Source organism: Streptomyces asoensis (assembly GCF_013085465.1).
In the GTDB taxonomy this organism is placed as follows: Bacteria; Actinomycetota; Actinomycetes; order Streptomycetales; family Streptomycetaceae; genus Streptomyces; species Streptomyces cacaoi_A.
The window spans coordinates 6,084,907-6,111,666 of sequence record NZ_CP049838.1; the positions used below are offsets into that span (position 1 = coordinate 6,084,907).

A 26,760-nucleotide genomic window follows, 5' to 3' on the forward strand; every position below is an offset into this window, starting at 1 on the left:
GTGCGGTCGGTGAAACCGTATTACCGGCGGGTACCCAAAGTCTTCCCCACGTCATACCCTGCGCCTCATGACGGACTCGCAGGCCCCGGAAAAGACCGGCACCGAGATCAGTGGGAAGACCACGACCGGTACCAACCCCCTCGCCCCCGCCCCCACCGGCGTCCGTACCGCCGAAGACGTGGTCACGCCGGAGCTGGTCGCCCAGCTCACCAAGGGGGTGACCGGCTCCGGCCGTACCGCCAACCACACGCCCTTCACCGGCGGGAAGCTGGCCGACCTGCCCGAGTCCACGCCCGACGACGTACTGAAGGCCTTCGAGGCGGCTCGCAAGGCGCAGGCGGTCTGGGAGCGGACGCCCGTGCGGGAACGCGCCGCCGTCCTGCTCCGCTTCCACGACCTGGTGCTGGAGCGCCAGGCCGAGGTGCTCGACCTCATCCAGCTGGAGACCGGCAAGGCCCGGCTGCACGCCCACGAAGAGGTGCAGGCGGTGGCCGTCGCCGCCCGGCACTACGGCCGCAAGGCCCCCGCCTACCTCCGCCCCAAGCGGCACGCGGGCGCCATGCCGACGCTGACGAAGGTCACCGAACTGCGCCACCCGCGCGGTGTCGTGGGCCAGATCGCCCCCTGGAACTACCCGCTGGAGCTGTCGGTCGGCGACGCGCTGCCGGCGTTCGTCGCGGGCAACGCGGTCGTGATGAAGCCGGACACGGAGACCTGCCTGACCGCTCTCTGGGCCCGTGACCTGCTCGTCGAGGCGGGTCTGCCCGCCGAGGTCTTCCAGGTCGTCCTCGGCGAGGGTCCCGTCGTCGGCCCGGAGGTCGTCCGGCACGCCGACTACGTCTCCTTCACCGGCTCCACCCGCACCGGCCGCGAGGTCGCCCAGGGCGCCGCCGCCCGTCTCGTCGGTGTCTCCCTCGAACTCGGTGGCAAGAACGCCATGCTGGTCCTCGAGGACGCCGACATCGAGAAGGCCGCGGCCGGCGCCGTCCGCGCCTGCTTCTCCTCGGCGGGCCAGCTCTGCATCTCCATCGAGCGGCTGTACGTCCACGAGTCGATCGCGGACGCCTTCGTGGAGCGCTTCGCCGCCCGCACCAAGGCCATGCGGCTGGGCACCTCCCTGGCGTACGGCGCCGACATGGGCTCCCTGGTGGGCGAGCGCCAGCTGGAGACGGTGACCCGGCACGTGGAGGAAGCCGTCGCCAAGGGCGCCAAGGTCGTCGCCGGTGGGGTCGCCCGCCCGGACATCGGCCCGTACTTCTTCGAGCCGACGATCCTCGACGGAGTGACGGAACCCATGTCCGTCTGCACCGAGGAGACCTTCGGCCCGGTCGTCTCGATCTACCGCTTCAAGACCGACGACGAGGCCGTCGAGCAGGCCAACTCCACGCCGTACGGCCTGAACTCGTCGGTGTGGACGAAGGACGGCCGCCGCGGCCGGGAGGTCGCCTCCCGCCTGCGCACCGGCACGGTGAACGTCAACGAGGGCTACGCCCCGGCCTACGGCAGCGTCCAGTCCCCGATGGGTGGCATGAAGGACTCCGGTCTCGGCCGCCGCCACGGCTCCGAGGGCATCCTCAAGTACACCGAGGCCCAGACGGTGGCCCAGCAGCGCCTCCTCCCGATGGCTCCGGCCTTGGGCATGAACGACGAGAAGTACGCGGAGTTCATGAGCCGGAGTCTGAGGCTGATGAAGGCGTTCCGGTTCAGGTAAGGGCTTTTGGGCGCGCGGGGCTGTATCGCATACGGCTCCGCGCGCCTGAGCGCGAGCAACCACGTACCACCCGCACGGACACTCAAAGAGGAGCAAACGTGCCCCAGGACACCTACGACTACGACGTCCTCGTCGTCGGCTCCGGCTTCGGCGGCTCGGTGACCGCCCTGCGCCTGACGGAGAAGGGCTACCGAGTCGGTGTCCTGGAGGCGGGCCGCCGTTTCACCCGGGAGTCGCTGCCCAGGAACTCCTGGGATCTGAAGAACTACCTCTGGGCTCCCAGGCTCGGCATGTACGGCATCCAGCGCATCCATCTGCTGGGCAACGTCATGGTGCTGGCCGGCGCGGGCGTGGGCGGTGGCTCCCTCAACTACGCCAACACCCTCTACGTACCGCCGAAGCCCTTCTTCGACGACCCCCAGTGGCGTGACATCACCGACTGGCAGGAGGAGCTGAAGCCGTACTACGACCAGGCGCGCCGCATGCTGGGCGTACGGCTCAACCCGACGACGACCCCCTCCGACGTGCATCTGAAGGCGGCCGCGGAGCGGATGGGCGTCGGCGACACCTTCCACATGGCGCCGGTCGGGGTGTTCTTCGGCGACGGCGAGGACGCCGACGGGACGGCGAAGGCCGAGCCGGGGGAGCAGGTCGCCGACCCTTACTTCGGGGGCGTCGGCCCGGCCCGCAAGGCCTGTACCGAGTGCGGCGAGTGCATGACCGGCTGCCGGCACGGCGCGAAGAACACCCTGAACGAGAACTACCTCCACCTGGCCGAGAAGGCCGGCGCGGTCGTGCACCCGCTGACGACGGTCGTGTCGGTCACGGACGACTCGCAGGGCGGCTACGCGGTCGCCACGCTCCCCACCGACGGCCGCCGCAAGGCGAAGGGCAGGGTCTTCAAGGCCCGCCGCGTGGTGCTCGCCGCGGGCACCTACGGCACCCAGACGCTGCTGCACCGCATGAAGGCGAACGGTCAACTCCCCTACCTCTCCGACCGGTTGGGCGAGCTGACCCGCACCAACTCGGAGGCGCTGGTCGGCGCGCAGACCGACGACCGCCGCTATCGCAAGGTGACGGGCGCGGCGAAGGTGGACTTCACCCGCGGAGTCGCCATCACCTCCTCCGTCCACCCGGACGACAGCACCCACATCGAGCCGGTCCGCTACGGCAAGGGCTCCAACTCGATGGGCGGTCTGTCGATCTTGCAAGTGCCGTACGCGGAGGGTTCGTCGAGGGTCGCCGGCTGGCTGGCGAACGCGGCCCGCCACCCGCTCCTCGTCCTGCGCTCGCTCTCCAACCGCCGCTGGTCGGAGCGGACCATCATCGGCCTGGTGATGCAGTCCCTGGACAACTCGCTGACGACGTATCTGAAGCCGACGGGTGTGGGCCGGGGCCTGCTGACGGCACGCCAGGGTCATGGCGCCCCCAACCCCAAGCAGATCAGGGCCGCTTCCGAGGCCGCCTCCGCGATCGCCGCCGACATCAACGGCTTCGCCGGCTCCAACGTGGGCGAGCTGATGGGCACCCCGCTCACCGCGCACTTCCTCGGCGGCTGTCCGATCGGCGACTCGCGCGAGACGGGTGTCATCGACCCGTACCACCGCCTCTACGGCCACCCCGGCATCTCGGTCGTCGACGGTGCCGCGGTCTCGGCGAACCTGGGCGTGAACCCGTCGCTCACCATCACCGCCCAGGCCGAGCGCGCGATGTCGTACTGGCCGAACAAGGACGAGACGGACCCGCGTCCGACGCAGGGCGCGGCATACGAGCGGCTGAAGCCGGTGGAGCCGGTCAGCCCGGCGGTGCCGGCGGACGCGTTCGGCGCACTGCGCCTGCCGTTCCTGGGAATGCCGACCGTCCCGCCCAAGCAGTAGGCGATCCGCCCGGGCGGAAGCAGTAGGCCATCCGACCGGGCAATAGGCGAAGGGACCTGCGCCCCCCTCCGAGCGCAGGTCCCTTCGCTGGTCTCGATACGCGTTACGCGTGCGTGCCGACCTTGCGGCGACGGACCGCGAACACCGCACCGGCGCCGGCCACCACGGCGACCCCGCCGACGAGTCCGATCATCGGCAGCGCGGAGTTCGAACCGGTCGAGGCGAGGCTGCCGCTGATCGGCTTGGCGCTGCCCTGGGGCTTGGCGCCGTCGGTGGGCTTGTCGCCGTTCGGCTTGGCGTCGTCGACACCGTCCGCGGAGCTGCCGGCGGCGAGGATCTCGATGTCGTACAGGTCACCGTTGCCGTAGCAGGCGGAGTCCTTGCCCGCGTAGACGGCCTCGCTGAAGGCGAGCGAGGAGCCCGCGGGCGCGGAGGACTTGACCTTCAGTCGCAGGTCGAGGGTGGCGGAGGAACCCTTCTCCAGGGAGTCGAGCAGACCCACGAAGGAACTCGTGAGGTTGACCGGCTTGCCGTTCTCGTCCTCGTAGTAGTCCTGGAAGCTGTCGGTCCACTTGCCGTCCTCCTTGACCTGGATGACGGCGAGGCCCTCGGACAGCCACTCGTCCGTGTTGTCGCCGTACTCCATGAAGGAGTCGATGTACACGTTCTTCAGGTCCTTGTCGGAGTCGTTCTCGACGACGAACTTGAAGTCGTGCCAGCCGGAACCGGCGACGATCTTGCTCGGCAGACCCTTGATCTGGGCGGTGAGCTTCTCGTCCAGGTCGAAGGACTTGCAGTCCGTGTACGGGTCGAACCCGTCCTCGCTCTCGCTCGCCGACGGGCTCGCGGAGGCCTTGCCCGAGCCGGACGCCGAAGGCGACGAGCTGCCGGACGGGGAGCTGGAGGCGCTCCCGCTCTGCGACCCGGAGGCCGACGGGGACGAGGTGTCGGACTCGGAGGCCGACGCGCTCGCGTCGCTCGAACCGGACGGCGAGGCGGAGGTGTCGTCCGACGCGGACGCGCTCGCGGACGGCGAACCGCTCTCCTCCGCGAAGGCGGCGGGCGCGGACAGCAGGGCGAGCGGCGCGAGGACGGCCGTCGCGGCTGCGAGGACGAGTGTGCGGCGAAGCTTCATGGAGACCTCGGTGGATCTGGTGGGGAGGCCTTCCGCATGGGGGTGTGGGAGTGGGCCTTGGTTCGGTAGGTGTGACAGGCGACGGCTGTGAACAGTTGTATTCAGCTCACAGGATCTTTATATGGCGCGCGTCACACCTGCCGAAGCCGAGACCTCCGCTCAGCCCTCCGAGCCCCCGTCGGCGCCCGCGTCCCCCTCTGTGTCCGTCGCGAGAAGGTCTCCCACGTCGGTCCCGCACTCCTGCTCGATCCTGGTGACCGAGGCCTTGCGGGCGGTGTCGTCGACCGACGCGGAGGTGCCGGCACCGGCTTCGAGCGACGTCGCGTACGCGCGCAGCACCGAGGCGTCCTTCCCGGCCAGTCCGGCGAGGTCGGTGAGGACGGAGGCGAGCTCGTCCGGCGTGTGACGGCTGTCCTCGGACACCGCGAGCGGCGCGGCGACGGAGCAGAAGGTGTCGGCCGGCTCACCGACTCCAGCGACCTTCTGGTGAGGCGGCATTCCGCATCGGGCGGCGCAGTCTCGCGTGGGCATGACGAAGGGCCCCGCGGGACGGATCCGCGAGGCCCTTCTTTATCGTCAGCACCGGCGTCAGGGCAGCGCCGGTGCCTGGGAGCGGCGCCGGGGGGTCGCGCCGCTGGCCTGGACCTTTGGCAGTGCGGGCAACGCACGGAAGGTGGTTGCCGGAGGGGGACTTGGGGCTGTTCGGGGTCTTTCTACGCATCGTGCTGGATGAGCGCGGCGCCCGCAACCGTTTGACCCAGCCCTTGTGCATTTTTGCATTTTTCGCCGGTCGGCTCGGCCTCGGGCGTCCCCGAGGCCGGCCGTTCTCTTGGGTGACCGGGCTGCTGTCCCCTGCCGTCCGGTCACTTGTCCGGAGCGAGGTCCCACGGCGCACGGCGTGATCCGTACGCCTCATCGCTCCAGCGAGCCACGCGTGGTTATTCCGGGCCCGCCCCTGGCTGGAACGGACACCGGGACCAACGAAGGCGCCGGGGAGGCGGTCACGCGCCCGTACGGGTGAGAAGAGGGCCGAAGGGGGGCGAACTGACGCCCGACCTCAGACGCGACCCCGGCACAGTTCGAGCAGCGTCATCGCCAGGGACGTACCGGGCTTGCCGAGGGCGTCCCTGTAGTGGCCGAGGATCTCCATCTCACGGGAGAGATTCACGCGCCGGCCGCCGGAGGTGATCCGCGCTTCCTGGATGACGGCGGAGACGGCCATCCGTTCCTGGATCAGACCGATGATCCGGTCGTCGAGCGAGTCGATGCGCTCACGGGCGCCGGTGATCACGTCGGCGGCCTCGGGGGTGCGGGCGCCGGTCACGTCGATGGTGGTCATGGGGGCTCCTGTGGTGGATACGGGTGCCCCGGAGCGGCAGGACCCGGGAAAAACGACAGGCGCCCCGGGCCTTGTCGGCCCGGGGCGCCTGGGAAGTCGCTTGTCAGTTGCTCAAGCAGCACGACCATGGCAGCCGGTGGGCCGGTTGCCATAGGTAAAGACGAAGGTCGGGTGCGTGAGCATGGGGTCAGTATGCAGGGTCGTCGGGTGAGGTCCAAGGCGGTTCGCGAGGCGGTTCGCATCCTGAGACGCCGGGGGTGGGTCCGGTGCCGGGACCGGTCCCACGTCCACCTCGGTAGAATCGGGTTACACAGAGACCCCGCCCCACCGCCGGAAGGCCCCCGTGTCATCAGCGACTCCTACTGCCGCCGCCCCCGACACCGTCCTGGTCGTCGACTTCGGCGCGCAGTACGCCCAGCTCATCGCCCGTCGAGTCCGCGAGGCGCGGGTCTACAGCGAGATCGTGCCGAGCACCATGCCGGTCCAGGAGATGCTCGCCAAGAACCCGGCGGCCATCATCCTCTCCGGCGGCCCCTCGTCCGTGTACGAGGAGGGAGCCCCCCGCCTCGACCGCGAGCTCTTCGAGGCCGGCGTCCCCGTCTTCGGCATGTGCTACGGCTTCCAGCTGATGGCGCAGACCCTCGGCGGCACGGTCGACAACACCGGCGCCCGTGAGTACGGCCGCACCGAGCTGCACGTCTCCCGCTCGTCCTCCACCCTCTTCGAGGGCACCCCGGCCGAGCAGGCCGTGTGGATGTCGCACGGCGACGCCTGCTCCGCCGCCCCCGAGGGCTTCAGCGTCAGCGCCTCCACGGACGTCGTCCCGGTCGCCGCCTTCGAGAACGACGAGAAGAAGCTGTACGGCGTCCAGTACCACCCCGAGGTCATGCACTCCACGCACGGCCAGCAGGTGCTGGAGCACTTCCTGTACCGCGGCGCGGGCCTCACCCCGGACTGGACCACCGGCAACGTCATCGACGAGCAGGTCGCGGCCATCCGTGAGCAGGTCGGCGACAAGCGCGCCATCTGCGGCCTCTCCGGCGGCGTGGACTCGGCGGTCGCCGCGGCCCTCGTCCAGAAGGCCATCGGCTCCCAGCTGACCTGCGTGTACGTCGACCACGGTCTGATGCGCAAGGGCGAGACCGAGCAGGTCGAGAAGGACTTCGTGGCCGCGACCGGCGTTCAGCTGAAGGTCGTGGACGCGGAGGAGCGCTTCCTCACCGCCCTCAAGGGCGTCTCGGACCCCGAGGAGAAGCGGAAGATCATCGGCCGCGAGTTCATCCGGGTCTTCGAGCAGGCCCAGGCGGAGATCATCGCGGACGCGGGTCCGGCGGTGGAGTTCCTGGTCCAGGGCACGCTGTACCCGGACGTCGTCGAGTCCGGCGGCGGCACCGGCACCGCGAACATCAAGTCCCACCACAACGTGGGCGGTCTGCCGGAGGACCTCGAGTTCCAGCTGATCGAGCCGCTGCGCAAGCTGTTCAAGGACGAGGTCCGCATGGTCGGCCAGGAGCTCGGCCTGCCGGAGGAGATCGTCCAGCGCCAGCCGTTCCCGGGGCCCGGCCTCGGTATCCGGATCGTCGGCGAGGTCACCAAGGACCGTCTCGACCTGCTCCGCGACGCCGACGCGATCGCCCGCGAGGAGCTGACGGCCGCCGGTCTCGACCGTGAGATCTGGCAGTGCCCGGTGGTCCTCCTCGCGGACGTCCGCAGCGTCGGCGTGCAGGGCGACGGCCGCACCTACGGCCACCCGATCGTCCTGCGCCCGGTCTCCTCCGAGGACGCGATGACCGCCGACTGGTCGCGCCTCCCGTACGACGTCCTGGCGAAGATCTCCACCCGGATCACCAACGAGGTGCGCGACGTCAACCGTGTCGTCGTCGACGTGACCTCGAAGCCGCCGGGCACCATCGAGTGGGAGTAGTCCTTCCGGTTTCGACGGTCATGTCCGTTTGAGAGTGCGTACCGGCTCTCCGGGCTGCCAGACCTGGGCGACCAGATACGTGTCGTCCTCGACGTAGGTCCGTACGACCTCCGTCAGCTCGGTGCGGAAGAGGTGGAACGGCTGCGGCGGTTCCACCTCTTTCACATACGCCGCCCTCGCCTCCCCGTCCGCCACCTCGACGGCCCGGCCCGCGACCCGTACGTCGCCCCCGCCCATCCCGGTGCCCTCGCCGGGGTTGGCCTGGAGGCAGAAGCGTGCGTCACGGCGCAGATCGAGGGCCTTGAGCGAGCCCGGCATCATGCCGAGCCACAGCTCACCGCCGAGGAAACGCACCTCGATGCCGCTGGTGCGGGGGGAACCGTCCCTGCGGAGCGTCGCGAGAACGTGATGCGTGAAGGCTCCGAAGCGCGCCTCGGTGATCTTCGCGAGTGCGGGTTCGGCTGCGGCGAAGGCCGCCCAGTTCGCTGTCATACGGCGAGTGTGGCCCCGATACCCGACATCCGCTGTCCGGTATTGCCGGGCTGGGGGTCAGGAGCCCTGAGGCACCGGCCGTACGTACCGCTCCAGCCCCGCCGCGTCCCGTACCGGTGTGCACCCGGCCGCCATGAGCCTCTGGGCCAGCTTCGCGCGCCGGTTCGTGTTCACCTTGAGGGAGCCCAGCATGAACAGCGGCATCAGCACGGCGAGCGGGAGCAGCACGGCGTACTTGCCGGTCAGTACGGCCATCAGCAGGAACAGCACCGCCGAGCCCCAGCCGATGGCCAGCAGCTGCTTGCGGTTGGCGGCCGCGCCGAGGGCGTCGTGGCGGATGAGCGCCGTGATCACGTCGACTTCCGCCTGCACCTCGGGGACCGGGGTGAGCGAGCCCAGGTACATGCCCGGCACCGGGCGGCCGGGGCCCGGGTCGGGGAAGGCCGCCGAGTTCGCCGCGGCCCGCTGCCGCGCCCAGGTGCTGGGGTCGCGGACCAGCTGGACGTGCATGATGCGGTGCTTGCCGACGAGGCGCACGCTCTCGTACCGGAAGCCGTAGCACTCGGCTACGTAGACCAGCGCGCCGAACGTGTCCAGCTCCGCGAAGGGGTGGACGAGCTCGATGTCGTTGCGCGTCGTGATCTGACGCATGAGGGCGGTGACGTGCCGCTCGGCAAGGCTCAAGGTGTGCTCCGAAGGTGACGGAAATCGTCATCTTTACATAACGGCTCTGCCCTTTTGCACTGACCGACGGTAACTTCCGCGTCGTAAAGCAACCCAGTGCTGGAGGACCGATGCACGGGCCCACGCCGCCTGCCCCCCTGCCCACCGACCGGCTTCAGTTCGCGATGCCGCCGATGCACGACTCGGTGGAGGACGAGCGCCGACACCGTAAGGAACGGCTGGCGGGCGCGGTACGCATCTTCGGGCGGCTCGGCTTCGAGGACGGTGTCTCGGGGCACATCACCGCCCGCGACCCGGAGTTCGACGACTGCTTCTGGGTCAACCCGTTCGGGATGCCCTTCAAGCACGTCACCGTCGGCGACCTGGTGCTGGCCAACGCCGACGGACAGGTCGTCGAGGGCCGCTACCACGTCAACCAGGCCGCCTTCACCGTGCACGCCCAGGTGCACGCCGCCCGCCCGGACGTCGTCGCGGTCGCCCACTGCCATTCGGTGCACGGCCGTGCCCTCGCCGCGCTCGGCGAGCTGCTCGACCCCATCACCCAGGAGAGCTGCGCGTTCTACGAGGACCACGCGCTCTACGACGCCTACACCGGCGTGGCCGTCGACGCGGAGGAGGGACGGCGTATCGCGTCCGCGCTCGGCTCCCGCAAGGCGCTCGTGCTGCGCAACCACGGGCTGCTGACGGTCGGCGACTCGGTGGACGCGGCCGCCTGGTGGTTCCTGTCGATGGAACGCTCCAGCCAGGTCCAGCTGACCGCGCGGGCGGCGGGCCGGCCCGTCCTGATCGACCACCGGGCGGCGGTCGCCACCCGGGAACAGCTCGGCGGCGACCTCGTGGCGTGGATCAACTACCAGCCGCTGTGGCAGGACATCAGCCGCAGCGAGCCGGACCTGCTGAGCTGAGACCCCCGCCCTGGCGGTCGCGCCCCGGAGGCCGTGTCCCGGAGGCCGTGTCCCGGAGGCCGTGTCCTGGGGGCCGTGTCCTGGAGGCCGGGTGTGCAGGAGGCCGTGTGCCGGTGGTCGCGTCCTAGAAGCCGCGCAGGACGACGGCCTTCGTCCGCGCGAACTCCTCGTCGGTCAGCACCCCGTCCCGGTGCAGCTCGCCCAACTCGCGCAGTCGGCGCAGCAGTACGTCGTGGTGGTCGGCAGGGGGCGGGACGGACGCCGTGAGCCCGCGCCTGCGGGCCACGTCCCCGTACTCGCCTTCCCGCTCGCGCTCGTGCTCCCGCTGCGCACCAGCGTGTGCGGAGGGGTGCGGGAGACGCGCGGTGACCGCGGTCGCGACCAGGGCCGTCAACAGGTCACGGTTCACGTTCCCCCACAGGTCCAGGGCGTACGGGTCCTTCTCGGCCGGCAGTTTCGAGAACACCGTCTCGCGGGTCACGAAGCGCAGGAAGCCGTCCTCGTAGCCGGAGTTGGGCAGCCACTCGACCCGCACGACATCGCCGACGTTGATCACACGCGGGCCCGTCGCCCGCTTCACCCGGTCCGAGGTGTCCGCCCAGTCGACCCGCACCTGGGTGCCGTCGAAGGAGACCGTGCCGTCGGAGGAACGCACGGAGACCGGAACCGGCGGACCCGGCAGGAGGTAGGCCTTGGTCGGCTCGCCCGGGATCTGGTCGAGCAGCAGCGCGTGCCGGATCTCCTCGGCGAGGTACTCGGCGACCCCGGAACGGTCCACGTCCACGGTGAGCCGGTAGGGATCGGCCGGATCGGGCAGCCGCCCGCCGGTCGCGTGCAGCAGCGGATCCGCCCCCTCGCGCAGCCGCATCCGCAGCCGCCCGCGCTTGCGTTCGGGCTCGTAGACGATCCCGGCGACCGCCTCCAGGGGCACGGTGATCTCCCCGTACGTCTGCCGGAACAGCGGTACGGAGCGGTGGAGTCCCGGGGTGATCCTGACCGATGTGCCGTCGAAGGCCCAGGTCCCGTCACGCTGGATGATCTCGGCCATACGGAAATTCTCGCAGCCGGGTCAACACGGCCCTGCCCGCTTCACCCGCGCTGACCCGGCCTGCCGGGAACGAGGGGTGTGCCGTAGGGCACAATTCGCTGTCATTGCGGGGGAGTTGTTCACAGTGCGGCGGCCGGGATCCACAGAGGGTCCTTCGAGGGTCGCCATCCGATCGGGTCGTGGGGAAGGCGGGCGTCGGACATGGCGGTGCAGGAGGCGAGACAGAGCACGGAGTCGAGCAGGGGGCCGGGCACCCACGAGGGTGGCTGTACCTGCGGGGACTGCCCCCACGGGGCCCGCGCGGGACACCGGCGAGCGGTGGCCGAGTTCCTGGTGCAGCGGGACGGGTTCGCGGCCGGGCACGGCCTGCCGGCCGCCGTCGCCCACTCCGTCTCGGCCTCCCGCCAGTGGGTCTCCGAGGAGCTCACCCAGTCCGCGGAACTCGTCGCGGAACGCGGCCGCGCCGAGGGCGAGGCCTGGCTGTCCCGTCTGTGGCTCCGCACAGCGGTCACCGTGTGGGTGTCGGTCGTGGCGCTGTTGCTGGTGCAGTCCCTGACCGCCATCGGCGCGGGCTGGACCGACGCCCGCACCGCCGGACTCCTCGCCGCGCTGGTCGTCGCCGGCGCGCTGACCGCCGCCTCCTGGTTCCACCGGGCGCGCGGCGGGGCGCTCGCCCCGGTGATCGGCGAGGACAACCGCCTCTCCACCTCCCGCGCGGTCGCCGTCGGCTGGGTGCTGCTCGTGGCCTACGCGGTGCTGGTCCTGGTGGGCCGGCTCGCCGCCGCCTCCGGCCACGCCGAACGCGACGCGCTGCTCGCCGGGCTCGACCTCTCCCGCGGGGCCGGCGTGGTGACCGTCCTCGCCGTCGTCTGCGGGATCGCCGTGCTGGTGCGCCGGGTGGTCGGGCTGCGGGTCCTCGGCCAGCGGCTCCAGAAGGTCCGCGCCCACCGCCCCCGGGCCGCCGACCTGCTGACCGACGACGCCGGCCGCGGTACCTTCGCCGACATCCAGTACGTCGTGATCGGCGCCGTCGCCCTGGCCTTCGCCGCGGTCCGGCTGGCCCGCCGCCCCGACCAGTTGCCCGACCTCCCCTGGGGCCTGGCGGTCGTGGTCCTGGTCTCGGCCGCGACCTACCTCGCCGGCAAGTACGCGGAGGGCGGCCGCCCCGTCATCCTCTCCGTCGTCCGCTCCCGCGAGGCCGGCGACCTCGACGCCCCGATCCGCACCGGCGACGACATCGAGATCCGCGGCGCCGGATTCGTCCCGCCCGGCGCCCAGACCGCCGACTGGCTCTCCCGCATGGTCGTCCGTATCGGTCCGGTCCATGTCCACGTCCCCCTCGTGCCGGTCACCGGTGGCTTCAGCAACCCCACCGACGCCGTCCTCACCGTCCCCGTCCCGGCGGACGTGGAACCGGGCCGGGTGGACGTGCAGGTCGTCACGGCCGCGGGTGTGGAGACGAACCGGTACGCGATCGACGTCACGGACTGAACCGGCGGGCTGGAGCGGACCCCGGGTGGAGTGGACCCCTCGGGCCCAGGGGGGTCGACGGGCCGGAGTGAATCGATCGGGCGAAGTGAACCAGTGGTGCCGGGAGCTCGTGCAAACAGTTGAGCGCACCCCCCATTTCGTACGTATGGTCTGTTGAGGGGTGGTCCCACCACTCCGGGCGAGAGGCGGCTACGGGCGATGACTCATGGCATGCGGACGGATACCTACCCCCCCTATCTCGACGGCGGCGGCCGCGACTGGCGGGACACCGCCACCCGGTACGCCCTCCTTCCCCTGCGCATCTTCCTCGGCGTCACCTTCATCTACGCAGGCCTCGACAAACTCACCGACGGTGCCTTTCTGAAGGACAGCGGCGCCGGCTCGATCGGCGACACCATGCGCGCCGTCCGTGACTCCTCGGCCATCCCGGCTCTGGTCGACATGGCCCTGAAGAGCCCCGTCGGCTTCGGCTACGCGATGGCCTTCGGTGAACTCGCCGTCGGTATCGGCACCCTGCTGGGCGTCCTCACCCGGCTCGCCGCGCTAGGCGGCGCGCTGATCTCGCTCAGCCTGTGGCTGACCGTGAGCTGGGCCTCGGACCCTTACTACTACGGCAACGACCTCGCCTACCTCATGGCCTGGCTGCCCCTGGTTCTCGCCGGTGCCCCCGTCCTCTCCCTCGACGCCGCCTGGCGCTCCAGGCGGCGACAGCGGGCGGGGACCCGGGCCAGGTAGGCCCCACGACCGGCCGGCCCCTCCGACGCGTGGACCGCGCGGTCAGCCGGTCAGCCCATCTCGGTCGACTGGGCGATCAGGCGGCCGGGTTCGGGCCGGTCCCGGCCGGGGTGGTCCGGCGGGACGGGCCTCGTCGTCTGCGTATGCTCCTCGCCACGAGGCCCGTCGCGCCCGCCAGGCAGAGGCCGGCCGTGACGACAGGGATCACCACGAACCACGGCGTTTCCCAGAGGCCGCCCGCGTCACCTGCGTAGATGACGCCCGCGAGGGTGAAGAAGGCGCCGGCGACCAGCCTGCCGGGCCGGAACTCATGACGCAGCACGGGCCACCTCCGCCTGTCCCACTCCGACCTGGAGGTCGAGGTCGATGGTCCCGGCGTCCTTGCCGCCCGAGACCGGCGACAGGGTCACCTCCTTGTGCTTGCCCGGCTGCACGTCCACATCCTTCTCGTCGTCGCCCGGCAGCTGGATGTCTCCCAGCCCCACGTCGATCCTCACCTTCACGGTCACATCCGGCGGGACGATCACCCGCAGTCGGCCCGCCCCCACCTCGGCGTTGGTGCTCACCGTCTGTCCCTTCGCGAGTTCCAGCCGGGACAGGTCCAGGGTGCCGTCCCCGGTGCCCAGGTCGTAGGCCGTCCGTACGTCCGCCACCGCGGCGGGCTGCCACACCGTGTCGATCCAGTGCGTCCCGATGTCCTTGGGCAGGACGGTCGTACCGGCCAGCAGGCCCGCCGTGACGATCGCCAGGAACACCGACCCCGCTCCGGTCCGCCCCAGGAACGAGCTGACCGAGATTCCCACGCCGAGCACGATGAGCGCGGCCGCGAGCCCCGCCTGAAGGCTGGTGCCGAGCGGGTGGTCGTCCCAGGTGAGCCGGGTGACGAGGCCGCCCGCGAGCGCGGCGAGCAGGAAGAGCCAGCCGCCGATCCAGCGCGGGCCGCGCGGTCCGGCGTACGGCTTGTGCGGGGCCCGTATGTCCTCGGGGCGGCGCGTGTGGCCGACGAGGTCGACGTTGATGGTCGCTGTGATGTCCCGGGCGCGGGCGTCCCACGGGCCCCACAGATAGCCGGTGCCGCCGTCGTGCGTGCCGTCCTTGACTATGGGGTCGCGCCACCACGAGGGGTAGGCGGAGGGGACGGGAGGCGCCTGGGCCTCCGGCGGGGCGTCGGCCGCGGCCTGCGCGGCCAGCGGGTCGGGGTCCGAGGAGTCCCGGTGCCGTGACCAGTAGCCGGCGCCCGCCAGGAGAAAGGAGACGACGACGGCGAAGGTCAGCACGCTGCCGTTGTTCAGCATCGACAGAAACACCCCGCAGCCGACCAGCGCGAACAGCACGGCCGCCAGGGCCTGGCCGTCGACCCGTCCGGTCAGGAGCTTGCGCACCTCGTTCTGCTCGTCGTCGGCGTAGGGGACGAAGAGCCAGGCGAAGCCGTAGAAGATGAGGCCGATGCCGCCGGTCGCGGAGAGCACGGCGAGCGTGATCCGGAAGATCACCGGGTCCATGTCGCACTGCCGCCCGAGGCCCGCGCACACCCCGGCGAGCACCTTGTGCTCGCGGTCCCGCCGGAACCTGGGCGGAGGCCCGACCGCTTCGGCCCCGTGCGGTGCCCGGGGGCCTCCCGGACCCTGGCTTCCGCCCGGCCTCTGGCTTGCTCCCGGTCCTCGGATTCCCTCCGGCGAACCGTCGTCGGGTCCCGTGCCGCCGTTGCTTCCCGCGCCGGTGCGGGCCGCCGCGGCGGCGGCTGTCGCGGCCTCCGTGGCCGCCTCGACCACTGTCCTGTCGTCCGCATCCGCGTCCGGGCCGGCGCCCTCCGACGGGCCGCGTCCCGCGCCCTCTCCCTGTTTCTCGTGCGCGCCCGCCCGCTCGTGCGCGCGAGTTTCCTCACCCGCGGCACCCCGGGCGCCGGAGGACGGGGCGGCCGCGTCGGACGCGGTGCCCCCGTCGGGCACGGCGTCCGCGGCGTGCTGGTGATCTGTCATGAGTCCATGGTGGCGGGCGAGCCGCCCTCGCGGCAGTCGGAATGACCCTGGTCGGACCCTGATATCGGCCCTGATCCGGGGCGGGGGAGGCGTTCGACGGGCGAGGACCTCGGAGATCAGGGGCGTCTCGGGGGCGAACCCTGATGCCCGGGACCGGCGCCCGTGTGACCATCGTTGGCATGCCGGAAGCCGCAGCAGTCCCACTCGTCGAACCGCGGCCGCCGCGCAAGCTCTACCGCAGCAGTGACGGACGCTGGCTCGGTGGCGTGGCGCGGGGGCTCGCCGGGCATCTCGGGCTGCCCGTGGTGTGGGTGCGGCTCGTCTTCGCCGGCCTGTTCATGGCGGATGGCCTCGGCGCCCTGCTCTACGCGGCCTTCTGGTTCTTCGTGCCGCTCGGGGTCGGCGGGGTCGGCGGCCAGAAGCCCCCGGCGCTCGTCGGCACCGAGACCGCGCCCGACGGCCGTCGCAGGCTCGTCGCCCGCAAACCGGACAAGGGGCAGATCGTCGCGCTGCTCCTCATGGTCGTCGTCGCCATGGTCTTCGTGGGCAATGTGAATCTGGGCAGTGGCGCCAAGGCGTATCTGCTGCCCGCCGTTCTCGTCGGCGCGGGCGTCGCCCTCGTCTGGCGCCAGGCGGACAACGCGCGCCGGGCCCGCTGGGTCGAGGTCGGCCGCAGACGCCGTACGCTCACGCTCCTGCGCGCGGGCGCCGGCGTCCTGCTCGTCACGGCCGGTGTCTCCGGCATCTTCGTCCTCCAGGGCTCCGCCGCCCACCTCGGCTCCGTGCTCCAGGCGGCCCTCGCCGTCCTCGTCGGCATCACGCTCCTCGCCGGTCCCTACCTGGTCCGCATGACCCAGGACCTCTCCGAGGAGCGCCTGATGCGCATCCGGGCCCAGGAGCGCGCGGAGGTCGCCGCCCATGTCCACGACTCGGTGCTGCACACCCTGACCCTGATCCAGCGCAACGCCGAGAACGCCGGGGAGGTGCGTCGCCTCGCCCGCGCCCAGGAGCGTGACCTGCGCACCTGGCTGTACAAACCCGAGGGCACCGGCAAGGAGGAGGCCGACGAGCCGACCACGGTCGCCGACGCGGTGCGGCGCAACGCCGCCGAGGTCGAGGACAAGCACGGCGTCCCCATCGAGGTCGTGGTCGTCGGCGACTGCCCGCTCGACGAACGGGTCGGGGCACAGATGCAGGCCGCGCGTGAGGCGATGGTGAACGCGGCCAAGTACGGTGGCGAGGGCGGCGCCGTGCAGGTCTACGCCGAAGTCGAGGGCAGGACGGTCTTCGTGTCCGTCCGGGACCGCGGGCCCGGCTTCGACCTCGACTCGATACCCGCCGACCGCATGGGCGTCAGAGAATCGATCATCGGCCGTATGGAGCGCCACGGCGGAACGGCGCGGCTGCGGGCCGTCCCGGACGGCGGCACGGAGGTCGAACTGGAGATGGAGAGGGCGGAGAAGACGTCATGAGCGACCCGACCGACACGAACGGCACAGGCGGAGCGGCGGAGGCGGCCGAGCCGGCGAAGTCCTCCGGCGGCGGCACGGGCGGGCGCCATGTGCGCGTGGTCCTCGTCGACGACCACCGTATGTTCCGTACGGGAGTGCAGGCCGAGATCGGCCAGACCGAGCAGACCGGCGTCGAGGTCGTCGGTGAGGCGGCGGACGTCGACCAGGCGGTCACGGTCATCACCGCGACCCGGCCCGAGGTGGTCCTCCTCGACGTCCACCTGCCGGGCGGCGGCGGGGTCGAAGTGCTGCGCCGCTGCGCTCCGTTGATGGCCGACGCCGAGCAGCCGGTGCGCTTCCTCGCCCTGTCCGTGTCGGACGCGGCGGAGGATGTGATCGGGGTGATCAGGGGCGGCGCCCGCGGCTATGTCACCAAGACGATCACTGGCACCGACCTGGTGAACTCCATCTTCCGGGTGCAGGAGGGGGACGCCGTGTTCTCGCCGCGGCTCGCCGGGTTCGTCCTCGACGCCTTCGCCTCGACGGACGCCCCGCCGGTCGACGAGGACCTGGACCGGCTCACCCAGCGCGAGCGCGAGGTGCTGCGGCTCATCGCCCGGGGCTATGCCTACAAGGAGATCGCCAAGCAGCTCTTCATCTCCGTCAAGACGGTCGAGTCGCATGTCTCGGCGGTGCTGCGCAAGCTCCAGCTGTCCAACCGGCACGAGCTGACCCGTTGGGCCACGGCACGACGGCTGGTGTGAGGGACGGGCGGTCTCACACCACCCGCGTCGCGCCCGCGAACGGCATCTCGTCGATGGGCGCCACGCGCACCGGAGCCGACGGGTTCGGGGCGTGGATCATCTGGCCGTCGCCGATGTAGAGGCCGACGTGGGTGATGCCGGAGTAGAAGAACACCAGGTCGCCCGGGAGGAGTTCGGAGCGGGAGACGCGCTGTCCGGCGCCGATCTGGGCGTAGGTGGTGCGGGGCAGGGAGACGCCCGCGGAGCGGTACGACGCGAGGACGAGGCCTGAGCAGTCGAAGGCGTTCGGCCCGGTCGCGCCCCACACATAGGGGCTGCCGAGCTTGGAGTATGCGTAGGAAACAGCCTCCGCGGCACGGGAGTTGGGGGCTTGGCCGGTGGCGGAGCCGGGGGCCTGGAGGCCGTCGCGTCCGTCTGTCGAGGAGCGTGAGGCGCGGCCGCTCGCGGTGCCGGTGCCGCTGCTCGATCCTTCGCCGATCCGGGACCGCTCCGCCGTCGTCATCTGGTTCAGCAGGCGGCGCGCCGCGTCGAGTTTGCCGGTGATCGTCTTCTTGTGGGTCTTCAACTCGGCCTGGCGCGTCTTGAGCGAGGTCAGTTCGACACGCGCGGCGCCGCGCAGCTGCTCGATCTCCCGCAGCTGTCTGCGTACTTGGGTGACGGCGGCCGACTGGCGGTCCCCGGCCCGTTCGGCGAAGGCGGCGCCGTCGAGATACCGGTCGGGGTCGTCGGAGAGCGCCAGTTGTACGGCCGGGTCGAGCCCGGTGCTGCGGTACTGCGCCGCCGCCATCGAACCCAGCGTCTCCCGCGACGCGTTGAGCTTCTCCTCCTTGCGCGCCGCCTCGTCCCGCAGGCTCTCCAGCCGTTGCTCGGCCGCCGTCGCCTTCTCCCGGGCGCCGTTGTACTTCTCGGTGGCTTCTTCCGCTTCCTGGTAGAGCTTCGCCACCTTCGCCTTGACCTGGGCCGGAGTCAGGTTCGGTTCGGCCTGTCCGGTCCCGTCGAAGGCCGTCGCCGTCGCGGCGCCCGCGAGAGCGAGGGTGAACGCCGTGCGGGCCGTCTGGCCGCCGAGCGAGCGCTGTCGGGGCTTGCGGTGCGCTGCCACGTGGGACTGCACGTCCTTTCGTACGACCGCCTCGTCCGTCCGTACCGCTACCGGAGAGCCGTCGGGGGAGCGGACGGACGGCCCCGGAGGGCGGCTGACGCGTCCGGCGACGGCCCGCACAGGGGGAGCGGGACGCCGCCGGACCTTCTCGGCGGTGGTGGCCGACTGCCGCCCCTGGCCCGGGCGGCGGTGGGGAGCCGGTCACCTGGGGGAGGACGCTAGGCCCGGCTGTGACAGTCCGGTAACGCGAAGTGCGGAAGTGACACGAGCGGACCGCGTCATGATCACAAATGCTCGAAAACCCGGACCCGGGCCGTCGGATTCGCGCGGCGCGCTGACCGAAACGGCGATTTCGGGACACGTTGGAGGGGCGGGGTGCTATGGGACGCATATATGCATGTGCGGCCGAAGGGGAGGGCCGGTGGTGAGTGGCCCCGCACGGCTCGTTAGCATCCGGCTCCATGGACGTACTCATCCATCTTTTCGTCGGCCTGCACATCATCGGCATCGCCGCGCTCCTCGGCGGCTTCCTCACGCAGATGAAGGCGATGGGCCAGGGCACGGCCCGCTTCGTTCCCGCGATGCTCCACGGCGCGGCGACGATGCTGGTCACCGGCGTGATCCTGGTCGGCCTCAACCAGGCGGACGACCAGCACGTCAACAACATCAAGATCGGCGTGAAGCTGGCCCTGTTGATCGTGATCCTCGGCCTCGTCTATGTGAAGCGGGACGACGAGACGGTGGAGAAGCCCCTGTTCGGCCTGGTCGGGCTGCTGACCGTGGCGAACATCTTCATCGCGGTGCTCTGGACCTGACGGACGCCAGGGCCGTGGCCAGGGCCGCCGCGGCGACCGCCAGCCACGCCGCCACCGCGACCCACAGCAGCACCTGCCCGGGCCCCTTCAGCGACGGCACGTCGACGGCGGCGGCGACGGACAGGGTCGCCGCCGCCGTCATCCCCATCGGGAACACGGTCGCCCAGCGGCGCAGGTCGTAGCGCGGCCGCGGCCACCGCACCTCGGCGACGAGCAGGACGATGTACCAGGCCAGGGAGAGCACCAGCAGGGCCACGGTCACCGTGCGCAGGACGCCGGTGTCGTCGACGTTCCACAGATACAGGCCCCCGTCGTCGGCCGCGAGGAGACCCGCCCCCGCCAGCGCCGAGATGGCGAGCGCGCCGCCCGCCACCCACTGGTCCCCGGCGCCCTCGGCCACCTGCCGCAGGTCGAAGAGGGCCAGGGCGACGCCGTAAAACACGAGCCCGAGCCAGAACAGCACGAGCGCGGTGTGCGCGAGCCAGGCCACCGCCTCCGCCTCGGCGAGCACCGCTCCCTGCACGGCGAGCCCCTGGGTGGCCACACAGCACAGGAACACCACCCCCGGCATGCCCCGCTTCCACTGCCGTACGACGGTCACGAGCAGCACGGGCCACAGCACCGCCGCCGGCGCCAGCAGGGCCTCGGCGAGGGTGTGCCGGCCGAACGCGGTGACGCCCGTGCCGAGTACGGTCGTCGCCGCCACCGCGGTCAGCGCCCCGGGCGTGCCCGCCTCCGTCAGCCACCGCTCGCGCGTGCGCAACAGCCGTACGACGAAGTCCGCGGCCAGCGCCACCCATGCGGCGCCCGCCATCGCCAGGGTGACGCGGGACAGGACGTCGTACCCCGTCAGGCGCAGTCCGATCGACACGATGCCGGTCGCCATGACCGCGGCCCCCGCCGCCGGTGGCCGCTGCGCCCACCAGGCGCGGAGCGGGGAGCCGGGGGAGGGCGCCGGCGACGGGAGGGCGGGGGAGCCTGGCATGCGGCCGATGCTAAGGAGCACGGCGCGCTGCGGAAGCGGGGCACGCGCGCGGGCGCGCAGAAATACGCGCGGGTGCAGGGCGCGGGGTGGGGGCGCAGGCGGGGGTGGTGCAGACGTGGGTGGTGCAGGCGTGGGTGGTGCGGCTCGCGGTGGATCATGTCGCTCGAGAACGAAGCCCCACGCGCGCGTGCCCGGCGTGCCCCCACGCGCGCGTGCACCATGTGTCCCACGCGGGGGCCCGTGTGTCCCACGCGCGCGTGGGACAGCCGCGCGTGCCCTCGTCGTCAGGCCGGGCGTACCAGGCTGTGGATGCCCGACTCGCCGTCGTAGAAGACGGACTCCTCGCGGACGTACGCGCCCGGCTTCGGGGCGTGGATCATCATGCCGTTGCCGATGTAGACGCCGACATGGCTGACGTCGTCGTAGAAGAAGATCAGGTCGCCGGGCCGGGCGTCGGCGAGGGAGACCGTGGTGCCCGCGTTCACCTGGTCGTAGGTGGTGCGCGGGAGGGTGACGCCGGCGGCCTTCCAGGCGGCCTGGGTGAGGCCGGAGCAGTCGTAGGAGTCGGGGCCCGTAGCACCCCAGACGTACGGCTTGCCGATCTGCGCGCGGGCGAAGGCGAGCGCCTTCTCGGCCTTGGTGGCGTACGAGGGGTCCTCGGAGGCGGAGGCGGAGGTGGAGGGGGCGGTCGAGGACGAACCCGTGCCCGGCGACGTGCCGCCGCTCTCCTGCTGGGCCGCGGCCTGCTCCGCCGCCTGCTGCCGGGCGAGCTCCGCCGCCTTGCGCGCGGCCTCCTCCTGCCGCTGCTTCTCGATCGCCGCGAGGCGCGCCTTCTCCTGGGCCGTCAGTCGGGACAGCAGCTCGCGCGCGTCACCGAGCTTCTTCTGGACGGTGGCCTTGGCGGTCTTCAGGTCCTTCTGCGTGTCGGTGAGCGTCGCGAGGCTCTCGGTGGCCTCCTGGCGCTGCTTCATCGTCGCGGACTGCTCGGTGACGTAGTCGTCGACCGCACCCTTCTGGCGGTCGGTCAGCCGGCTCATCAGATGGTTCTGGTCGAAGTAGTCCTGCGGGGTGTCCGCGAGCAGGAAGGCGGCCGTGTCGGGCGCCGAGGCGCCGGTTCGGTACTGGGCCGCGGCGTAGGAACCCAGCTCCTCCCGCGCCTCGTTGAGCTTCTGGGTGCGCTGGGCGACGTCGTCCAGGAGGCCGTCGGCGCGCTTGCGCTGCTTGGTCGTCTTCTCCTTGGCGGCGTTGTACTTCTCGGTCGCCGACTCCGCCTGGCGGTAGAGGTCGTCGACCTTCTTCTCGACCTCCTCCAGACTCGGCTTGCCGTCGTCCGACGGAGCGGCGTTCGCCGTCTGGGAGAGCAGGGCCACGGAGGTGAGGGCGGCGGTGGCGAGGGCGGGGGTGCGTATACCCGCCACGCGCGTGCCCGCGGAGCGCGGCTTGCGGTGCTGCGACGCCAAGGGAGGCGACTCCTTCCAGTGCTCCGCCTACCGGGTCAGCGGTGGGGGTCCCTCCCAGGCTGGTCGGGCACTGGGGGAGGGTTCGGGCAGGTACGTCGGAAGGGTTGCCCTACGGCCCGCCCCCGGAGGGGCGTCGGGCCGATTCACCCAAGGTCTCGGTGGGTCCCCGGTTCCGTCGGCGTGAGCGGACGCGTCGGACTCGGCGGAGGCCGTGCGGTCCGACGGGGTTCGCCGGTGGGGGTCGTACGGCCTGTTCGGCACGGTAGCCAACTCGTGTGGTCCGTGTGAAGGTTGATGGGCGATATGCCCGATACATTTTCGTGACCTTCGGCCGGGAGTCCGCGCCGCGACCGTGCGGATCGCGGATCGTGACAACGGGGCCCCGGAGGGTGAGGGTGGGGGATGTTCCCGGGACGGCGGCCGGTTGTCAGTGGCGCCCCCTAGACTCGTAGAGCGATGAGCAGCCTCTTTGACGACAGCTTCCTGGCGAACCTCCAGGGCCCCCGTGCCCACGAGGAGGAACCCCCGCCACCGCCCGAGGACGATCACGGACCGGAGTCGGTTCCGGACGATCTGTTCGGCGGGAAGTTCGACGTGCCCCCGGACCGGGACACCCACTACCGCGACGGCGCCCCGCGCCCTGTGCTGGACGCGGCAGCGCTCCTGGAGGGGCTGAACGACAACCAGCGCGCGGCCGTCGCCCACGCGGGCTCCCCGCTGCTCATCGTGGCCGGCGCCGGCTCCGGCAAGACGCGCGTGCTCACCCACCGCATCGCCCACCTCCTCGCCGAGCGGCACGTGCACCCGGGGCAGATCCTCGCGATCACCTTCACCAACAAGGCCGCGGGCGAGATGAAGGAGCGCGTCGAAGCGCTCGTCGGCCCGCGCGCGCACGCGATGTGGGTGATGACCTTCCACAGCTCGTGCGTGCGCATCCTGCGCCGCGAGAGCAAGAGGCTCGGCTTCACGTCGTCGTTCTCGATCTACGATGCCGCCGACTCCAAGCGGCTGATGGCCCTGGTCTGCCGCGACCTGGACCTCGACCCCAAGCGCTACCCGCCCAAGTCCTTCAGTGCCAAGATCAGCAACCTGAAGAACGAGCTGATCGACGAGGAGGACTTCGCGGCTCAGGCCGCCGACGGTTTCGAGAAGACCCTCGCCCAGGCCTACGCCATGTACCAGTCCCGGCTGCGCGAGGCGAACGCCCTCGACTTCGACGACCTGATCATGACGACGGTCAATCTGCTGCGCGCCTTCCCGGACGTCGCCGAGCACTACCGCCGCCGGTTCCGTCATGTCCTGGTCGACGAGTACCAGGACACCAACCACGCCCAGTACGCCCTCGTACGCGAGCTGGTCGGCACCTCCGAGCACCCCGTCGACGTACCCCCGGGCGAGTACGACGTGCCGCCGGCCGAGCTCTGCGTCGTCGGTGACGCCGACCAGTCCATCTACGCCTTCCGCGGCGCGACGATCCGCAACATCCTCCAGTTCGAGGAGGACTACCCGGACGCGACGACGATCCTGCTGGAGCAGAACTACCGCTCCACGCAGACGATCCTGTCCGCCGCCAACGCCGTCATCGAGCGCAACGAGTCCCGCCGCCCCAAGAACCTGTGGACCAACGCGGGCGCGGGCGCGCGCATCACCGGCTACGTCGCCGACACCGAGCACGACGAGGCGCAGTTCGTCGCCGACGAGATAGACCGACTGACGGACGCGGGCGACGCGAAGGCGGGCGATGTCGCCGTCTTCTACCGAACCAACGCCCAGTCCCGTGTCTTCGAAGAGATCTTCATCCGAGTCGGCCTGCCCTACAAGGTCGTCGGCGGGGTCCGCTTCTACGAGCGCAAGGAGGTCCGGGACGTCCTGGCCTACCTGCGCGTGCTGGCCAACCCGGAGGACTCGGTGCCGCTGCGCCGGATCCTCAACGTGCCGAAGCGGGGCATCGGCGACCGCGCCGAGGCGATGATCGACGCCCTCTCCCAGCGGGAGAAGATCAGCTTCCCGCAGGCCCTGAAGCGCGTCGACGAGGCGTACGGCATGGCCTCGCGGTCGACCAATGCCGTGAAGCGGTTCAACGCGCTGATGGAGGAGCTGCGCACGATCGTCGAGTCGGGCGCCGGTCCGGCGACGGTCCTGGAGGCCGTGCTCGAACGCACCGGCTACCTAGCCGAGTTGCAGGCCTCCACCGACCCGCAGGACGAGACGCGGATCGAGAACCTCCAGGAACTCGCCGCCGTCGCCCTGGAGTTCGAGCAGGAGACCGGCGAGGCGGAGGGGGACGGTACGGCGCCGGTCGGGCTCTCCGCATTCCTGGAGCGGGTCGCCCTGGTCGCCGACTCCGACCAGATCCCCGACGAGGACGACGGCTCGGGCGTCATCACCCTGATGACCCTGCACACCGCCAAGGGCCTCGAGTTCCCGGTCGTCTTCCTCACCGGCATGGAGGACGGCGTCTTCCCGCACATGCGCGCCCTCGGCCAGACCAAGGAGCTCGAGGAGGAGCGCCGCCTGGCCTACGTCGGGATCACGCGCGCGCGGGAGCGGCTCTACCTGACGCGGTCCGCGCTGCGCAGCGCCTGGGGGCAGCCGTCGTACAACCCGCCCTCCCGGTTCCTGGAGGAGATCCCGCCGACGCATGTGGACTGGAAGCGGACGGGGGCGACCGCGCCCGTGTCCTCCGGTCCCGTCTCCGGTGTGGCGGCCTCGCTGTCCTCGTCCCGCTCACGCTCCTCGGCCGCGGGCGCGTCCGGCTTCGCGACCCGCCGGTCCGCCGACAAGCCGGTGGTCACGCTGGCCGTCGGCGACCGCGTCACCCACGACCAGTTCGGTCTCGGCACGGTCGTCGGCGTGAAGGGCACGGGCGCGAACGCGGAGGCGACGGTCGACTTCGGCGACATCAAGCCGAAGCGTCTGCTGCTGCGGTACGCGCCGGTGGAGAAGCTGTAGCGGCTGGGCCTGGGACTGGGCCTGGGCCTGGGCCTTGGCCTGTGTCTGTGCCTTCAGCTGTGTCTGTGCCTGCCAGCTGTGCGCATGAAGTGAGCCCCCGCTTCGACGGCGGGGGCTCACTTCATGCGGACACAGCGAGCGGAAGCGGTCGTGCTCGGGCTTACGTCGGGTCGAGCGCTTACGTCGGGCTGAGTCCGTGGCTGCGCAGCCACGGCAGCGGGTCGATCGCGGAGCCTCCCGCGGGCCGGACCTCGAAGTGCAGGTGCGGGCCGGTGGAGTTGCCGGAGTTGCCGGAGTACGCGACCGGGTCGCCGGCCTTGACCGTCGTACCGGAGGAGACGCGGTAGCTGGAGAGGTGGCAGTACCAGGTCTCCGTGCCGTCCTTCGCCGTCACGATCAGCATGTTGCCGTAGGCGCTGTTCCACTGCGTCCGTACGGTGCCGTCAGTCGCCGCCATCACGGTCGTGCCGTAGGAGACGGGGAAGTCGATACCGGTGTGCTGGGACATCCAGTTGATGCCGGCCTGGCCGAAGTAGGCGCTGAGGCCGTGCTGTGCGACCGGGAGGGCGTACTTGGGGCGCAGCCGCTCCTTGCGGGCCGCCTCGGCCGCCGCCTTCTTCTTCTCGGCTTCCTGCTGCGTCTTGAGGTCGATACGTTCCTGCGTCCGGCTGGCCCGGTCGGCGAAGTCGTCGGCCTCGGCGCTGAGGGTCTCGAGCTGGGCGTCCAGCTTGTTGTTGGCGGCGGACGGTTTCACCGGCTGCGCGTCCGAGGCGGAGGCCGTGGTGTCCTTGTCGTCGCCGCCGGTCAGCGTGCCGACCGAGGCCGCGGCGATCCCGGCGACCCCCATCACACAGACCGAGGGGACGGCCACGGTCAGCAGCGCGGAGCGCTTCGCGGGCATCCGGCGCCGGGAACGGTTCGCGTTGCGGGCGGCCGCCCGTCCGCCCGGCGCGGGGGCCGGGGCCGCCTCTTCCTGGTCGTCGAGGAGGGATAGCGGGGCACCGTCGGGCAACTCACCCTCGGCCGGGGCGTGTTCGTCGAGCCCGACCTGTTCGAAGGTGGCGGTGGCCTGCTGGTCGAACGGGACCTCGGCCTGCTGCTCGTGCTCGTCGGAGGCCTGCTGGGCGCCCTCGCCGCCGTCCGAGTTCCACTGCGTGGCGTCGTAGGCGCCGGTGTCGAAGGCCTGCGTGCCCCATTCCCACTGCTGGGTCTGGTCGGCGGGGCTCACGGACTGGTCGGGCTGGAGCCAGGCGCTCGCATCCCACTGTCCGCTGGCATCCGGTGCCGTGCCCTGCTGCGGAACGGCGTTCAGCTGCTGGTGGTGGTCGGTGGACCAAGCGGTGGCGTCGTACGCGCCCGTGTCGTAGGCGGCATGGTGCTGGGCCGCGTACCCGTCGTAATTCAGGGTCTGGTGACTGCCCGTGTCCGGGGCCTGGTGGCCGCCGGTGCCCCACTGGGTGTTGTCGTACGTGCCGGTGGCGGCGACCGTGGCGTCGCCCGGAAGCTCGCCGAAGAGCGGGTCGGCCTGCGGGAAGTGGCCGGTGGCGTGGGCGCCGGCGTCGAAGGCGCCGGTCTCGTAGCCGTGGTACGTGGTGAAGCCGTCGTGCTGGGCTTCCTGGGTGCCGTACGACGCGTAGTGCGCCGAAGCGGCGTCGGAAGCCGGGGTCGGGGTGGTCATGATCCCCGACGGGTGACGGTCGTTCACCAACTTCTCTTTCGCCGACAACAGGGGCTGCCAGAGCAGTGCGGCGACTGTACCCGGCAGTACGCGGGCACGACAATCTTCCGCAGGTTTCGTGCCTGCGGGAAAGGGGCATTCGGCCGTGTTTCGGGGGACGGCGGGCGCGGGTTTGGCCCTACGTTCGAATGACGTTCGATATCGGACGGCGGTCGGACCGCGGTCGGACCGCGGCC

The 26,760-nt window shown here is 71.3% G+C and carries 22 protein-coding genes; 10 read left to right on the forward strand and 12 right to left on the reverse strand.

Annotation, left to right across the window (positions count from 1 at the left end; translation table 11 throughout):
- The first annotated feature begins 67 nt into the window (after positions 1-67).
- Together G9272_RS27365 and G9272_RS27370 are read left to right on the forward strand one after the other, a co-directional pair.
- Positions 68-1,711 (forward strand): succinic semialdehyde dehydrogenase, encoded by a 1,644-nt coding sequence (locus G9272_RS27365; protein WP_171398980.1) that lies wholly within the window; start codon positions 68-70, stop codon positions 1,709-1,711.
- Positions 1,712-1,809: 98 nt separating this feature from the next.
- Positions 1,810-3,588, forward strand: coding sequence for a GMC family oxidoreductase N-terminal domain-containing protein (locus G9272_RS27370; RefSeq protein ID WP_171398981.1), 1,779 nt, complete (start codon positions 1,810-1,812; stop codon positions 3,586-3,588).
- 103 nt (positions 3,589-3,691) lie between these two features.
- On the opposite strand, the gene G9272_RS27375 is transcribed toward G9272_RS27370, so the two are convergent.
- The 3 genes from G9272_RS27375 to G9272_RS27385 all read right to left on the reverse strand — a co-directional run bounded on the left by G9272_RS27375 (position 3,692) and on the right by G9272_RS27385 (position 6,062).
- Complete coding sequence (locus G9272_RS27375) at positions 3,692-4,723, reverse strand: LPXTG cell wall anchor domain-containing protein (protein ID WP_171398982.1); 1,032 nt, start codon at positions 4,721-4,723, stop codon at positions 3,692-3,694.
- 159 nt (positions 4,724-4,882) lie between these two features.
- Positions 4,883-5,221, reverse strand: a complete 339-nt coding sequence (locus tag G9272_RS27380; RefSeq protein WP_216377834.1) for a hypothetical protein — start codon at positions 5,219-5,221, stop codon at positions 4,883-4,885.
- Between the two features lie 559 nt (positions 5,222-5,780).
- Entirely contained in the window at positions 5,781-6,062 is a 282-nt protein-coding gene (locus tag G9272_RS27385) for a chorismate mutase (protein WP_171398983.1), read from the reverse strand.
- Between the two features lie 343 nt (positions 6,063-6,405).
- On the opposite strand from G9272_RS27385, the gene guaA reads away from it, so the two are divergent.
- Positions 6,406-7,986 (forward strand): glutamine-hydrolyzing GMP synthase, encoded by a 1,581-nt coding sequence (guaA, locus tag G9272_RS27390; RefSeq protein WP_171398984.1) that lies wholly within the window; start codon positions 6,406-6,408, stop codon positions 7,984-7,986.
- An 18-nt stretch (positions 7,987-8,004) separates the two neighbouring features.
- Here the strand turns inward: guaA and G9272_RS27395 are convergent, their stop codons facing one another.
- The gene (locus tag G9272_RS27395) at positions 8,005-8,478 is read right to left on the reverse strand and encodes a pyridoxamine 5'-phosphate oxidase family protein (protein WP_171398985.1); all 474 of its coding nucleotides are present in this window, start codon (positions 8,476-8,478) and stop codon (positions 8,005-8,007) included.
- A 57-nt stretch (positions 8,479-8,535) separates the two neighbouring features.
- On the reverse strand, positions 8,536-9,162 hold the full coding sequence (locus tag G9272_RS27400) for a hypothetical protein (protein WP_171398986.1): 627 nt from the start codon (positions 9,160-9,162) through the stop codon (positions 8,536-8,538).
- Between the two features lie 110 nt (positions 9,163-9,272).
- Here G9272_RS27400 and G9272_RS27405 point away from each other — a divergent pair, with 110 nt between their 5' ends.
- Positions 9,273-10,067, forward strand: a complete 795-nt coding sequence (locus G9272_RS27405; RefSeq protein WP_171398987.1) for a class II aldolase/adducin family protein — start codon at positions 9,273-9,275, stop codon at positions 10,065-10,067.
- A gap of 124 nt (positions 10,068-10,191) precedes the next feature.
- Here G9272_RS27405 and G9272_RS27410 read toward each other — a convergent pair whose 3' ends face one another.
- Positions 10,192-11,115, reverse strand: coding sequence for a DUF4429 domain-containing protein (locus G9272_RS27410; RefSeq protein ID WP_171398988.1), 924 nt, complete (start codon positions 11,113-11,115; stop codon positions 10,192-10,194).
- 201 nt (positions 11,116-11,316) lie between these two features.
- Here G9272_RS27410 and G9272_RS27415 point away from each other — a divergent pair, with 201 nt between their 5' ends.
- Both G9272_RS27415 and G9272_RS27420 read left to right on the forward strand, forming a co-directional pair.
- Positions 11,317-12,606, forward strand: a complete 1,290-nt coding sequence (locus G9272_RS27415; protein WP_171398989.1) for a hypothetical protein — start codon at positions 11,317-11,319, stop codon at positions 12,604-12,606.
- A 198-nt stretch (positions 12,607-12,804) separates the two neighbouring features.
- A complete protein-coding gene (locus tag G9272_RS27420; protein ID WP_079073857.1) occupies positions 12,805-13,341 on the forward strand; it encodes a DoxX family protein in 537 nt (178 codons plus the stop codon).
- A gap of 76 nt (positions 13,342-13,417) precedes the next feature.
- Here G9272_RS27420 and G9272_RS27425 read toward each other — a convergent pair whose 3' ends face one another.
- On the reverse strand, positions 13,418-13,663 hold the full coding sequence (locus G9272_RS27425; protein ID WP_171398990.1) for a hypothetical protein: 246 nt from the start codon (positions 13,661-13,663) through the stop codon (positions 13,418-13,420).
- Complete coding sequence (locus G9272_RS27430; RefSeq protein ID WP_171398991.1) at positions 13,650-15,320, reverse strand: PspC domain-containing protein; 1,671 nt, start codon at positions 15,318-15,320, stop codon at positions 13,650-13,652. Before G9272_RS27430 ends, G9272_RS27425 begins: the two co-directional genes overlap by 14 nt.
- Positions 15,321-15,463: 143 nt before the next feature.
- On the opposite strand from G9272_RS27430, the gene G9272_RS27435 reads away from it, so the two are divergent.
- Positions 15,464-16,792 carry an ATP-binding protein gene (locus G9272_RS27435; protein ID WP_437184309.1) on the forward strand — a complete coding sequence of 443 codons (1,329 nt, stop codon included), beginning with the start codon at positions 15,464-15,466 and terminating at the stop codon, positions 16,790-16,792.
- The gene (locus tag G9272_RS27440) at positions 16,789-17,535 is read left to right on the forward strand and encodes a LuxR C-terminal-related transcriptional regulator (RefSeq protein ID WP_171398993.1); all 747 of its coding nucleotides are present in this window, start codon (positions 16,789-16,791) and stop codon (positions 17,533-17,535) included. The genes G9272_RS27435 and G9272_RS27440 overlap by 4 nt, the downstream gene beginning before the upstream one ends.
- 13 nt (positions 17,536-17,548) lie before the next feature.
- Here G9272_RS27440 and G9272_RS27445 read toward each other — a convergent pair whose 3' ends face one another.
- Positions 17,549-18,634 carry a C40 family peptidase gene (locus G9272_RS27445; protein ID WP_171398994.1) on the reverse strand — a complete coding sequence of 362 codons (1,086 nt, stop codon included), beginning with the start codon at positions 18,632-18,634 and terminating at the stop codon, positions 17,549-17,551.
- Between the two features lie 461 nt (positions 18,635-19,095).
- Between G9272_RS27445 and G9272_RS27450 the strand changes: the two genes are divergently transcribed.
- A complete protein-coding gene (locus G9272_RS27450) occupies positions 19,096-19,449 on the forward strand; it encodes a hypothetical protein (RefSeq protein WP_171398995.1) in 354 nt (117 codons plus the stop codon).
- On the opposite strand, the gene G9272_RS27455 is transcribed toward G9272_RS27450, so the two are convergent.
- Positions 19,427-20,434, reverse strand: coding sequence for a tellurite resistance/C4-dicarboxylate transporter family protein (locus G9272_RS27455; protein ID WP_171398996.1), 1,008 nt, complete (start codon positions 20,432-20,434; stop codon positions 19,427-19,429). The genes G9272_RS27450 and G9272_RS27455 overlap by 23 nt on opposite strands.
- 284 nt (positions 20,435-20,718) lie before the next feature.
- Positions 20,719-21,894 (reverse strand): C40 family peptidase, encoded by a 1,176-nt coding sequence (locus G9272_RS27460; RefSeq protein WP_171398997.1) that lies wholly within the window; start codon positions 21,892-21,894, stop codon positions 20,719-20,721.
- A 456-nt stretch (positions 21,895-22,350) separates the two neighbouring features.
- Here G9272_RS27460 and pcrA point away from each other — a divergent pair, with 456 nt between their 5' ends.
- On the forward strand, positions 22,351-24,846 hold the full coding sequence (pcrA, locus tag G9272_RS27465) for a DNA helicase PcrA (RefSeq protein ID WP_171398998.1): 2,496 nt from the start codon (positions 22,351-22,353) through the stop codon (positions 24,844-24,846).
- 178 nt (positions 24,847-25,024) lie between these two features.
- Here the strand turns inward: pcrA and G9272_RS27470 are convergent, their stop codons facing one another.
- Positions 25,025-26,524 carry a M23 family metallopeptidase gene (locus G9272_RS27470; protein WP_437184381.1) on the reverse strand — a complete coding sequence of 500 codons (1,500 nt, stop codon included), beginning with the start codon at positions 26,522-26,524 and terminating at the stop codon, positions 25,025-25,027.
- Between the last annotated feature and the right edge of the window lie 236 nt (positions 26,525-26,760).

Bases quoted from the DNA above. Each gene is read 5' to 3' on its own strand.
- G9272_RS27365 (WP_171398980.1), top strand. From the start codon at position 68: ATGACGGACTCGCAGGCCCCGGAAAAGACCGGCACCGAGATCAGTGGG.
- G9272_RS27375 (WP_171398982.1), bottom strand. From the start codon at position 4,723: ATGAAGCTTCGCCGCACACTCGTCCTCGCAGCCGCGACGGCCGTCCTC.
- G9272_RS27380 (WP_216377834.1), bottom strand. From the start codon at position 5,221: ATGCCGCCTCACCAGAAGGTCGCTGGAGTCGGTGAGCCGGCCGACACC.
- G9272_RS27385 (WP_171398983.1), bottom strand. From the start codon at position 6,062: ATGACCACCATCGACGTGACCGGCGCCCGCACCCCCGAGGCCGCCGAC.
- G9272_RS27395 (WP_171398985.1), bottom strand. From the start codon at position 8,478: ATGACAGCGAACTGGGCGGCCTTCGCCGCAGCCGAACCCGCACTCGCG.
- G9272_RS27405 (WP_171398987.1), top strand. From the start codon at position 9,273: ATGCACGGGCCCACGCCGCCTGCCCCCCTGCCCACCGACCGGCTTCAG.
- G9272_RS27410 (WP_171398988.1), bottom strand. From the start codon at position 11,115: ATGGCCGAGATCATCCAGCGTGACGGGACCTGGGCCTTCGACGGCACA.
- G9272_RS27415 (WP_171398989.1), top strand. From the start codon at position 11,317: ATGGCGGTGCAGGAGGCGAGACAGAGCACGGAGTCGAGCAGGGGGCCG.
- G9272_RS27420 (WP_079073857.1), top strand. From the start codon at position 12,805: ATGACTCATGGCATGCGGACGGATACCTACCCCCCCTATCTCGACGGC.
- G9272_RS27430 (WP_171398991.1), bottom strand. From the start codon at position 15,320: ATGACAGATCACCAGCACGCCGCGGACGCCGTGCCCGACGGGGGCACC.
- G9272_RS27435 (WP_437184309.1), top strand. From the start codon at position 15,464: ATGCCCGGGACCGGCGCCCGTGTGACCATCGTTGGCATGCCGGAAGCC.
- G9272_RS27440 (WP_171398993.1), top strand. From the start codon at position 16,789: ATGAGCGACCCGACCGACACGAACGGCACAGGCGGAGCGGCGGAGGCG.
- G9272_RS27450 (WP_171398995.1), top strand. From the start codon at position 19,096: ATGGACGTACTCATCCATCTTTTCGTCGGCCTGCACATCATCGGCATC.
- G9272_RS27455 (WP_171398996.1), bottom strand. From the start codon at position 20,434: ATGCCAGGCTCCCCCGCCCTCCCGTCGCCGGCGCCCTCCCCCGGCTCC.
- pcrA (WP_171398998.1), top strand. From the start codon at position 22,351: ATGAGCAGCCTCTTTGACGACAGCTTCCTGGCGAACCTCCAGGGCCCC.
- G9272_RS27470 (WP_437184381.1), bottom strand. From the start codon at position 26,524: ATGACCACCCCGACCCCGGCTTCCGACGCCGCTTCGGCGCACTACGCG.